The sequence below is a fragment of the Phenylobacterium sp. VNQ135 genome, from assembly GCF_049445735.1.
Classification (GTDB): domain Bacteria; phylum Pseudomonadota; class Alphaproteobacteria; order Caulobacterales; family Caulobacteraceae; genus Phenylobacterium.
Window position 1 is genome coordinate 751,317 of sequence record NZ_JBMSDS010000001.1, and the last position, 10,653, is coordinate 761,969.

The 10,653-nt window shown below is 68.3% G+C and carries 8 protein-coding genes; 3 read left to right on the top strand and 5 right to left on the bottom strand.

Going from position 1 to position 10,653, the window contains the following annotated elements; genetic code table 11:
• Nucleotide 1: 1 nt before the first annotated feature.
• From ACO2Q0_RS03925 to ACO2Q0_RS03935, 3 genes are all read right to left on the bottom strand, one after another.
• Entirely contained in the window at nucleotides 2-997 is a 996-nt protein-coding gene (locus ACO2Q0_RS03925) for a LysR substrate-binding domain-containing protein (protein WP_423350166.1), read from the bottom strand.
• An 86-nt stretch (nucleotides 998-1,083) separates the two neighbouring features.
• Nucleotides 1,084-2,583, bottom strand: a complete 1,500-nt coding sequence (locus ACO2Q0_RS03930) for a CoA-acylating methylmalonate-semialdehyde dehydrogenase (protein ID WP_423350167.1) — start codon at nucleotides 2,581-2,583, stop codon at nucleotides 1,084-1,086.
• 86 nt (nucleotides 2,584-2,669) lie between these two features.
• Nucleotides 2,670-4,361, bottom strand: a complete 1,692-nt coding sequence (locus tag ACO2Q0_RS03935) for an amidohydrolase (RefSeq protein WP_423350168.1) — start codon at nucleotides 4,359-4,361, stop codon at nucleotides 2,670-2,672.
• A gap of 219 nt (nucleotides 4,362-4,580) precedes the next feature.
• Here ACO2Q0_RS03935 and ACO2Q0_RS03940 point away from each other — a divergent pair, with 219 nt between their 5' ends.
• Complete coding sequence (locus tag ACO2Q0_RS03940) at nucleotides 4,581-5,108, top strand: recombinase family protein (RefSeq protein WP_423350169.1); 528 nt, start codon at nucleotides 4,581-4,583, stop codon at nucleotides 5,106-5,108.
• A 38-nt stretch (nucleotides 5,109-5,146) separates the two neighbouring features.
• On the opposite strand, the gene ACO2Q0_RS03945 is transcribed toward ACO2Q0_RS03940, so the two are convergent.
• Nucleotides 5,147-7,831 (bottom strand): TonB-dependent receptor domain-containing protein, encoded by a 2,685-nt coding sequence (locus ACO2Q0_RS03945; RefSeq protein WP_423350170.1) that lies wholly within the window; start codon nucleotides 7,829-7,831, stop codon nucleotides 5,147-5,149.
• Nucleotides 7,832-7,918: 87 nt separating this feature from the next.
• Nucleotides 7,919-9,478 (bottom strand): hypothetical protein, encoded by a 1,560-nt coding sequence (locus tag ACO2Q0_RS03950; RefSeq protein WP_423350171.1) that lies wholly within the window; start codon nucleotides 9,476-9,478, stop codon nucleotides 7,919-7,921.
• A gap of 270 nt (nucleotides 9,479-9,748) precedes the next feature.
• Between ACO2Q0_RS03950 and ACO2Q0_RS03955 the strand changes: the two genes are divergently transcribed.
• Both ACO2Q0_RS03955 and ACO2Q0_RS03960 read left to right on the top strand, forming a co-directional pair.
• Complete coding sequence (locus ACO2Q0_RS03955; RefSeq protein WP_423350172.1) at nucleotides 9,749-10,342, top strand: lytic transglycosylase domain-containing protein; 594 nt, start codon at nucleotides 9,749-9,751, stop codon at nucleotides 10,340-10,342.
• Between the two features lie 9 nt (nucleotides 10,343-10,351).
• Nucleotides 10,352-10,651, top strand: coding sequence for a TrbC/VirB2 family protein (locus ACO2Q0_RS03960; RefSeq protein ID WP_423350173.1), 300 nt, complete (start codon nucleotides 10,352-10,354; stop codon nucleotides 10,649-10,651).
• Nucleotides 10,652-10,653: the final 2 nt, after the last annotated feature.

A 10,653-nucleotide genomic window follows, 5' to 3' on the forward strand; every position in this document is an offset into this window, starting at 1 on the left:
GCTAGCTCAGGGTCGCGTCTTGGGCGGCGGCGCGCTCGAGCCAGCGACGGAACTTGAGGATTGCGGGATCACGCCACCGGTCACGCCGGACGCGCAGGGCGTAGCCGCCGAAGCGGATCTCCGGCTCGGCCGGCTGGACCGTGAGCTCGACCAGCTCGCCAGAGGCCAGTTCATCCCCGGCGAGCAGCGCATTGGTGAGCACGACGCCCTGCCCCCGGCGCGCCGCGTCCAGGGTCAGGTGGGCGTGCCACAGCCGCGGCCCGCCCAGCCGTTCGGGAACCGGCACCTGCCGCGCCTTGAGCCAGGCCCGCCATTCGCTGTCGTCGTCCTCATGGAGCAGGGTCTCGTCCAGAAGGGCCTCGGCGGACGCGTCCGCCCCGAGGCGGGCCGCGAGGGCGGGGCTGGCGGCGGGAAACACGATCGGTCGCGCGATCTCCACCGACTGGACGTCGCCGTCCTGCGCCGGAGCCATGTCGCGCACATAGCGGATGTCCGCATCCGCCTCGTGTCGCGCGAAGTCGGGGGCGTGGTCCGTCGGCCGAACCTCCAGATCGAAGCCAGGATGGGCGGCGTTGAAGTCCGGCAGGCGGCGGATGAGCCAGCGGTAGGCGAAGCCCGGGACACTCCAGATCACCAGCCGGCTGTCGTCGCCGCGACGGGTGAGATCGACCGTCGCCCGGCTGATCTCCTCGAGCGCGGCGGAGATCCGGGCGAGGTACTTCGCGCCCTCCGGCGTCAGCCGGCCGCCCTGCTCCCGGTCGATCAGCTTGACGCCCGCCCATTCCTCAAGGGCCCGGAGGTGGCGGCTGACGGCCGCATGGTCGACGCCGAGCTCCTGGGCGGCGCGTCGGATGCCGCCGAGCTGGCCTACTGCCTCGAAGGCTCGCAGCGCCGCGAAAGGCGGCAGGAGGCGCCGGCCCGGCGAGGGCCGTCCCCCAGGTTCCGCCCTTGGGCCTTCACGCGCCATGACGCTCTCTGCCGATTCGAACGTCCGCACGGTCGGTAGATCGGCGGCGCTTGTCAAAGTGCGGCTTGTCGCGGGAGCGGCCTCTTCCGAGAACGCGGGTTCGCTGAGCGACCGCATCAGGCCATGGTGGGGATGACGAAGCTCTGTTCGGCCGTGACCGCTCCGCCCTTGGGCCAGCGTTGGGTGACGGTCTTGGTCCGCGTGTAGAACCGGATGCCGTCCATGCCGTACTGGTTGAGGTCGCCGAAGCCCGACCGCTTCCACCCGCCGAAGGAGTGGTAGGACACCGGCACGGGAATGGGGACGTTGATCCCCACCATGCCCACCTCGACATCCGTAGCGAACTCGCGGGCCGCATCCCCGTCGCGGGTGAAGATGGCCACGCCGTTGCCGTAGGGGTGCCGCGACGCGAGGCCGACCGCCGCCTCCAGGCTCTCCGCCCGCACGATCTGCAGGACCGGCCCGAAGATCTCCTCCTGATAGCTGCGCATGGCGGGTGTAACCCGGTCGAACAGGGTCGGCCCCAGGAAATAGCCCTCCTCATGCCCCTGCAGCTGGAAGCCGCGGCCGTCGATGACGAGCTCGGCGCCCTCGTCCACGCCCATCTGGATGTAGTGCTCGATGCGGGCCTTGTGCGCGGCGCTCACCACGGGTCCGTAGTGGGCCTCCGGATCGGTTGAGACACCGACGCGGAGGCCGGCGATGGCGTCCACGAGGCGGGCCCGCAGCGCGACCGCGGTCGCCTCGCCCACCGGCGTCACCACCGGCAGGGCCATGCAGCGCTCGCCGGCCGAACCGTACGCGGCTCCGAGGATGTCGTTGACGGCCTGGTCCAGGTCGGCGTCGGGCATGACGACGCCGTGGTTCTTGGCGCCGCCCATGCACTGCATGCGCTTCCCCGCGGCCGCGCCGCGGGCATAGACGTACTGGGCGATGTCGGACGACCCGACGAAGCTGACCGCCTTGATGTCCGGGTGGTCCACGAGCGCGTCGACAACCACCTTGTCGCCCTGCACGACATTCAGCACGCCCTTCGGCGCGCCCGCTTCCAGGAGAAGCTCAGCCAGTCGGACGGGGACGGAGGGATCACGCTCGGACGGCTTCAGGATGAAGGCGTTCCCGACGGCGATCGCGGGCGCCAGCATCCAGAGCGGGATCATCGCCGGGAAGTTGAAGGGCGTGATGCCTGCGCAGATCCCCAGCGGCTGGCGCAGCGAATAGACATCGATGCCGGGCCCGGCCCCGACCGTGTACTCGCCCTTGAGCAGGTGCGGGGCGCCACAGACGAACTCGACCACGTCCAGTCCGCGCTGGATGTCGCCCTTGGCGTCGGACACCACCTTGCCATGCTCGGACGCGAGCAGTTCGGCGAGACTGTCCATCTCGGCTTCGATCAGCCGCTTGAACTCGAACATCACGCGGGCGCGCCGCTGGGGGTTGAGGGTGGCCCAGGCGGGTTGCGCCTCCCGAGCGGCGGCCACCGCCCGGCTCACGATATCGGCGTCGCCGAGAACCACTTCGGCCTGAGGCCGGCCAAGGTTCGGATCGAAGACCGGCTGGCGGCGGGCGCCGCCGTCCACCGACGCGCCCCCGATGTGGTGGAGGATGGTTCGCACTGTGAAATCTCCGCGCGGCAGCGATCCCCATCCCTGCGGGCATGGGAACGCTGGTTGCCTTGAAGGGTGGGTGGTCGCCGTTCGGCCTAGCGGGCGTAGGCGACCTTGCCGTCGAGGATGGTCATGTCGACGGCGATATCGCCGAGCTTGTCTTTCGCCGCCGTGAGCGGATCCTCCGCCAGAACGACGAAGTCGGCCACCTTGCCCACCTCGATCGAGCCGAAGTCCTTCTCGAGGAAGTTCGCTTCGGCGCTCCAGATGGTGAACATCCGGATGCCGTCCATCACGCTGATCGCTTCCTCGGGTTGGACGATCGTCCCGAACTTGGTGTCGCGGTTCACCGCCCGCTCGATCGAGAACATCGGATAGGTCGCGAAATTCTGCGTCCCGATGGTGTCCACGCCGCCGGCGGGATGGAAGCCGCGCTCGATGATCGTCTTCATCGGGAAGAACTTCACGTCCGGTTCGCGCACGTTCACGTCGGTGAGGCGCCAGAGGAAAGCCACCTGCGGCGAGATGATCACGTTGTTGCGCTTCATGCGCTGCAGCCGCTCTTCGGTGCGGGCCGGATCCTGAACGAGGAAATGTGCGAAATGCTCGATGCGGAGGCGAGCGTCCGGCCGGGGCGCGGCCTTCTGCGCCGCCTCGTAGGCGGTCAGCACCATGTCCTGCGCGCGGTCGCCGTTGGCGTGGACCTCGACCTGCCAGCCGTTGCGATAGGCGCGCAGCACCAGCTTGTTCAGGGTGTCCTGATCGTAGTTCACGCCGCCGGTGTTGTTCGGCATCCAGGTCGTGCCGGAGCCGTTCCAGAACGGCTTGTAGACCGCCGCGGTGGTGCCCCACACGCCATCGGCGAAGAACTTCACCGCACCGAAGCGCAGCCAGTCGTCGCCCAGCCCGGTCGTCACCCCTGACGCTTCGACCACGTCCAGCATCTTGGGATCGCGGACGAAGTAGTTCATGCGGACCCGCGTCGGCAGCCTGCCTTCCTTGCGCAGGTCCTGCATCGCCCGGTAGGCCGTGGTCGTCGACAGGTCCGAAACCGTGGTGACGCCCTTCTTCAGATAGAAGTCGTCGAGGATATCGCGGACCGCTTCCTTCAGCTCGGGATAGGTGAACGCGTCCTGCGCCGGCCAGGGCGCCGGCGCATCGCGCACGATGTAGACTTCGCCGTTCGGCAGGCGCTCGTAGCGGCCCGAGTGCCCCGGGCCCGGATCGGGCCAGTCCTTGGTCATCCCCATGACCTGGGCGGCCTTGTGGTTGATCAGGGAGTCGTGCGCGCTCCAGATCAGGCGAACGGGATTGTCCGGGAACGCGGCGTCAAGTTGGGCTCGCGTGGGCATCACCTGGTTGTACGTGCCCTGCCCCACCAGCCAGGCTCCGGGCGCCAGCTTCGCCTGGGCCTTCTTGAGCTCTGCGATGATCGCCTTGCCATCCTTCAGCGGCGGGGCCTGGATCTTCACGTAGCGGGCCTCCACGCCCGCCATCCCTTCGACATGCGAGTGCGCGTCGATGAAGCCCGGCAGCACCGCCCGGCCCTTCAGGTCGATGACCTTAGTCTGGGGACCACGCCATCCGGAGACGTCGCCGACCGCCACGATGCGGTTGCCCTTGACCGCCACGGCGTCCGCCACGGTCTCCTTGGGATCGACGGTGATGACCTTGCCGTTGAGCAGGACCAGATCCGCGACCTGCATTTCGGCGGCCCGGCCCGGGCCCGCCGCGGCCAAGGTCATGGCTCCTGCCATCCCAACCAGAATGCGGTTCGCCGTGTTCATGCCGACTCTCCTTCACGCCGATACCAGCGGATGGGCCTTCGCCTGCCAAGGTGTGAACCAGGGCCAGGCCGGTGACCGCCGATCACCAGCAAGCCCTTTGAACCTGCGTCGCGCGAGTATCATCCAAGCGTCACCGGTATGTCGTACAGCCTGTCGATAGTCCCTGGAGCGCATCGCAGCGCACGTGACCGAATTCACTGGACCGGAGGCGGTTCGACAGTGCGCTACGGCATCGTCCGGGAAGCTCCAGGCCTGCCGCCGGCCGCCGTCCAGCGGCAGGCGCTCGAGGCGGCGACCTGCGACGTGGTTCTGCATGAGGGACAGGCGACGCCTGAGGCCCAGCGCCGTCTGGCCCGTCTGCTCTTCGGTCTCAGGGCGGGCGACGAGGTCGTGGTCCACAGCCTGGACGCGTTTCAGCGCTCCACCGGCGACCTCGCCCGGCTGATCCGCAACCTCCTGGAGCTCGGCGTCACGTTGGCGGTCGTCGGCGACGACCCGAACGGGGCCGTGCTCGGCCCCTCCGACGCGAACCTGAAGGTGTTCTCCCTGCTGGCGGAACACGAGACGCGGCGTCCGACGCGAGCGCTCGCCGGCGGCTCTACGCTCAAGAGCGGCAGCCGCAATCCGCTGTCGAAGTACCAGCTCGACTACGCGCGGAAGCTCTATCGTGAGGGCGCCTCGCTGCGCGCGATTGGACTGCTCTTCCAGGTTTCCCCGCGGGAGATCTGGGACGTCATCGGCGACTGAGCCGCCGCCCCGCGAGCGAGGCGGCGGCGAACCCCTGGTCAGAACTTGGTGCTGGCCGAAAGGCTGAACACGCGCCCGAGCCGATACCGGTTCAGATAGACGCGATTGTCGCCCTCGCTCTGGTATTCCTTGTACTTGCGACCGGTCAGGTTGCGGGCCTCGAACTTCAGCTCCACCTCCCGCCCGGCCAGTTCGATGCCCTGCCGGGCCACGAAGTCGACGCGCAGGCCGGGGTACTCGAAGATGTCCGGCTGGCCGGTGTTCGCCAGGCCGCGGCTCGTGACCCGCTTGCTCGCATAGTTGATGAGCAGGGTCTGCTGCGACAGGCTCTCGCGATCCTCCAGGCTGAACTCGACGTTGGCCATGTGCTCCGATTGGCCGGTCAGCGGCGCGCCGTCGCGGAAGAAGTCGGTGGCCAGCGTCGAGCTCGAGGCGAAAACGGCGACGGGATCGTCCGCCGAGACCTTCAGCTCCGACTTCGAGTACGTGTAGTTGCCGCCGACCAGGAGGCGCCGAGCGGACCAGAAATCGCCGCCCAGGAAGTCGAGCTCGTAGTACTTCTGCACCTCGACCTCGACGCCGTAGAGGTCTGCCGACGGCGCGTTTGCGAAGCTGGTGGTGAACGACTCGCCCGAGACGAACGACTCGATGGGCTTGTCGATGTTCTTGTAGAAGCCGGCCGCCGAGAACCGCTGTTCCGAGCCGAAGTACCACTCATAGCGGAGCTCGGCGTTGGTCAGCTCGCTGTCCTGGAGCAGCGGGTTGCCGCGATACATGCGATTGCTGTCGGGGTCGAAGTAGAACTGGTAGATCAGCTCCCGGAACTGCGGCCGGGCGAGGGTCTTCGACACGTTCGCCCGAAGCTGCATGGCAGGCCGCAGCTCCCAGGTCAGAGTGGCAGCCGGCAGCCAGTAGCCATTGTCGAGGCTGGTGGAGGCCGTCGAGGCGCCGGGCGTCGTGAACACCTGGATTGGCGCCACCGCTTCCTCGGCCGTCTCGTAGCGGACGCCCACGTCGAATTTCAGCGTGTCCAGCAGCCGCCCGTCGGCCTTCACGTAACCAGCGTGGGTCTTCAGCGTGGCCAGGAACGCCGGCGTGCCCTCGTTGGTCTCCACCAGTTCCACGCCGAAGTTCTCGATGATCGACGGCTGCAGCAGCAGGTCGGGCCGGAACATGTCGACGCCGCCGGGGAAGGTGTTCGGCGCCTGGAACTGGAAGTCGCGGCGCGCGCTGGTTCGCCGGGTGTCGCCGTAGGCGTAGCCCGCCGTGACCGCGAGGTCGGGCGAGACGCGGTAGGAGACGTCCACGCCGCCCGACCACAGCCGCTCGTCGAGGTCGGAGAAGCTGACCGTCGCATCGCCGTTATTGCCGTTGTTCAGGCGGTTGACGAAGTACTGGCCGAACGGGTCGGAGGCCACATTGGTGCGGACGTACTCGAACGACAGTTCGAACGGCGCCTTGCGCTTGGTCTTCGCGTAGCTGCCCCGGACGTCGATGCTCAGCGCGTCGGTCGGCCTGAACTCGCCCACCACCTGGGTGTCGATGAGCTGGCGTTCGTACCAAGCGGTGTCCTGCTGCATGTAGTCGACCTCGGTGCCGTGGCGATTGCCGAGGCCGAGGCGGGCATGCTTGTCGGTGTCGTGGATGTAGACATTGGTCCAGCGGACCTTGTTCTGGTTCGTCTCGCCGAATTCGTAGGCCAGCCCGAACAGCCCGTTGACGATGATCCGGTTGTCGGTCGTCACCCGCCGGAAGTCCGACTCCAGGTCGGAGAGGTCGTTGGACAGCGAGTTCTGGTTCACCGAGTCGCGCGTCTGCCACTTGTTGCTGTAGCCCGCCGCGGCGATCACGCCGAGGTTGCCGCTCTCCAGCTCAAAGGAGCGGGCGCCGGCGGCGTTCACGGAGAAGTTCGGCGGCAGGTCGCCCCAACGCTGCAGCACGGCGTTGCGGCCGTTGACCAGCTGGCTGGCGATCGGCGCGGTGTCGACCTTGCCCGAGCTGATCCGCTCGCCGCTCGCGACGAATGCCGCCAGGGCCGAGGGGATGTCGCGGTTCCCGTTGTCGTAGCCCGTCCAGTCGGTCTTGCTGCCGTAGTAGGTGTAGCCGAGCTGGCCGGTTGTCTCGGTGTCGGCCGAGATCGAGGCGCCGATGCTTAGGAAGCCTTCCTGAGGAATGGACCGCGTGGTGAGGTTGATCACGCCGCCGCCGAACTCGCCGGGAAAGTTGGGCGAGTAGCTCTTCTGGACGAGCGCCGAGGAGACGATGCTGCTGGGGAACAGGTCCAGCGGCACGACCCGCTTCAGCGGCTCCGGGCTGGGCAGCGGCGAGCCGTTGAGAAGCGCCAGCGAGTAGCGGTCGCCGAGTCCGCGGACATAGACGTAGCCGCTGCCGACGAGGCTGAGGCCGGACAGGTGCGTCAGGGCGCCGGCGATGTTGCCTTCGCCGCTCCGCTGGATGTCTTCGGTGGAGAGCACCGACAGCACCTGCGAGCCGGCCTGGACGACGTTGGCGCGTCGGCCGACGACCACGATCTCAGAGACGCCGGGAACGGAGACCTCCGTCTCCTCCTGCGCGCCCGGTGCGCGCCGGGCCGCCTCATCGGCCGCGCTCGCCGCCGTTTCGGCCGACGCGAGCGGCGCGGCCTGTTCCGCGCCGTAGGCCAACGCCGGCGCGCTCAGCGCCGTGGTGAACAGGAGGATGGAAGTAAGCCGCCGCGTGATCATCTCCGGCCCCTCGGGAATTCGTTCTGGTGAAAAAGGGGGGCCGCCGTTCCCGGCCGCCCCCCACAATCCGACGTCGTCGGCAGCGGATCAGTTGGTCGGCAGGGAGGTGCAGGCGCCCGAGTTGCCCGAGCCGAAGTTCGCGGTGCCGCTGTTGCAGGTCCAACCGCTGAACCAGGTGTCGCTGCTGGATGAGGCGGCGCCGATGTAGTTCACCGCCGAGAAGAAGCTGGCCAGCGTCGTCGGGTTGAAGGCGACGATGCCGCTCTCGTTGGAGCCGTTCACGAACCCGCTCACCAGCGTCGAGGTGAAGTCGTCGCGGTTATTGTTCGAGCCGGCGCCGAAGGCCGCGGCCACCTGGGCGGCGGTCAGACTGCCCGTGCCGATGTACTTGGTCGCGTTGCAGCTCAGCACCGTCGAGCGCGCGGTCAGGGTCACGGGCGTGGCGCCCGAGCCGTTCATGCGGATGCACTCGTTGTTCGGGCTGATCAGGATGCTGTTGACCAGCGTCACGTCCGAGTTGCCGCGATAGAGCGCCGAGGCCTGGTCGTTCGCCTCGTTGCTGCTGCTGACCTGCGGCTGGATCATGGTCAGGTTCGACAGCTGCAGCTTGGTGCGCGGCGTGTCGGTCTCGAAGCCGTTGCTGTCGATCTCGTTCAGCGCATCGCCCGCGCCGGGACGCTGGATCAGCAGGCCGAACTGGACGTTCATCCGCGCGCCGGTGTCGACGTCGAGGCTGTCGTCGTCGGCGCCGACGGCGATGTAGTGCTTCAGGTTGGGCGAGCCGCCGAACCATTCCGAGCCGTCATCCGAGCTGTTGAAGCTCATGATGTGGTCGAGTTGGGTGCCGCTGCCGACGCCCTCGCCGGTCAGCGACTGGAGCTCCACGTTGGCGCCCAGCACATAGCCCGAGAAGCGGATCTGGACGTACGACATGCGGCCGCTGTTGTCGGCGTCGTTCGCGCCGCCGAAGCGGGCCGGGTCCGCCGCGCCTTCCGTCTGGCGTTCGCAGGTGCCGGCAGCCACGGAGCCGGTGGTGCAGTCGGTCACCCGGCCGCGGCCCATCAGCACCACGCCGCCCCACTGGCCCTGCGAGGCGTCGGTGTTGAGGCCCAGCACGTTGTCACGGCTGGTGAAGATGATCGGCTGTGTCTGGGTCCCGACGGCGTTGATCTTGTTCCCGCGGTTCACCGCCAGCCAGGACTGTCCGGTGCCGCCGAAGACGATCACGCCCGGATCGATCGTCAGCGTGACATTGGTGTCGGAGGCGCTGGCGGTGAAGCCGCCGTCCGTGCCGACGTCCACGCGACCGGACAGCTGATAAAGCAGGCCCGGCACCTTCGTCAGGCGGATCGACCGGTTGATGCGCGACGGCAGGGTGCAGACGCGCCACGTGCCCGTCGGGCCGGTGATGGTCCCGTCGTCCTTCAGGCCTTGCGGATCGTCGATGGTGGGGCAGCCCGACGCCGGCGTGACCGTGCCCCCGCCATTGTTGCCGCCATTGTTGCCGCCGTTGTTGCCGCCGCCCGGGTTGTTGATCGTGACGTTGCCGCCCGTCCCGGGCGAGGCGATGTCATCCGCGCCGCAGCCGGCGAGCGCCAGGGCGCCCAGCGAGGCCATCACAAACAGACCGATCTTCTTACCGGACATTTCTCTCTCCCGCGCGAGGCGCCAAGTTCATGCGTGCATGCGGAGAGATCTCGGAGGTATTCCCCGGACCCATGCCCCGCCATCCGGCGAAGCTCTTAGGCGCGATCCGTGACGACCACCTGACGTCGCCATGACAGATCTGTCACAGTTCGGCGCTATCCCTCGGTTCGACTTCAGAGGGCCGCACAGGCGCACGTTCCCGAGGTTGAGGCCGGTTCGGTCCGCCGGGGAGATCAGGCGCCTGCGAGCCCGTAATCCGGGAGCAGCGGGATGGCGGGACTTCCACCGCGGGCAGTGATTCTGACGGCGCTCGCGGGCGCGTTGCTGGCGGCGACCCCTGCGGGGGCGCAGGTGCTCGAGATCGGCGACGACGGCGCCGTCACCACCTATTCCGGGCCCGCGATCCACACCGCGCAAGGCGCCGAGTCCATCGTTCAGGAAACGCGCCCCGCGGTCCGCGGCAAGGCGCCGCACGACATCGCTCGGTTGATCGCCGAGTCGTCCGCACGCCACGCCGTGCCGGTCGCGCTCGCCGAGGCGGTGGCCTGGCAGGAGTCTCGATTCAACCATGCCGCCGTGTCGCCGAAGGGCGCGCGCGGCGTCATGCAGCTGTCACCAACAACCGCTAGCGACCTCGGCGTGGATCCGTCCGATCTCAGAGCAAACATCGAGGGCGGCGTGGCTTACCTCGCGAAGCAGATGAGGACGTTCGGCGACGTTCGGCTGGCCCTGGCCGCCTACAACGCCGGACCCGGCGCGGTCCAACGCTACGGCGGCGTGCCGCCCTACGCGGAAACACAGACCTATGTGCGCGCCATCCTGGCGCGTCTGGCGGCCAGTCCGGGCGCCGGCGCCGCGCGCTGAGTGAGGCCGATGAAGAAGCTCCTTTCGTTCACCGCCCTGGCCGCCGCCGCGGCCGCTCCGGCGCATGCCCAGTCGGCGGATCCCGCGGGATCCTCGCCGCTCATCGCCGCCCTCAACTGGGTGCAGGGCACCCTGCTGGGCAACCTCGCCACCACCGCCGCGGTGATCGCCATCGCGGTGATCGGCTACCTGATGCTGACGGGCCGGTTCGACTGGCGGCGCGGCATCGTCGTGCTGGTCGGCATCTTCATCATCTTCGGCGCGGTAACGATCGTCGGCGGCATCCGCGGCCTGGCGCAGGGGCTCTGACG

Bases quoted from the DNA above. Each gene is read 5' to 3' on its own strand.
- ACO2Q0_RS03935 (WP_423350168.1), bottom strand. From the start codon at position 4,361: ATGAACACGGCGAACCGCATTCTGGTTGGGATGGCAGGAGCCATGACC.
- ACO2Q0_RS03945 (WP_423350170.1), bottom strand. From the start codon at position 7,831: ATGATCACGCGGCGGCTTACTTCCATCCTCCTGTTCACCACGGCGCTG.
- ACO2Q0_RS03950 (WP_423350171.1), bottom strand. From the start codon at position 9,478: ATGTCCGGTAAGAAGATCGGTCTGTTTGTGATGGCCTCGCTGGGCGCC.
- ACO2Q0_RS03955 (WP_423350172.1), top strand. From the start codon at position 9,749: ATGGCGGGACTTCCACCGCGGGCAGTGATTCTGACGGCGCTCGCGGGC.
- ACO2Q0_RS03960 (WP_423350173.1), top strand. From the start codon at position 10,352: ATGAAGAAGCTCCTTTCGTTCACCGCCCTGGCCGCCGCCGCGGCCGCT.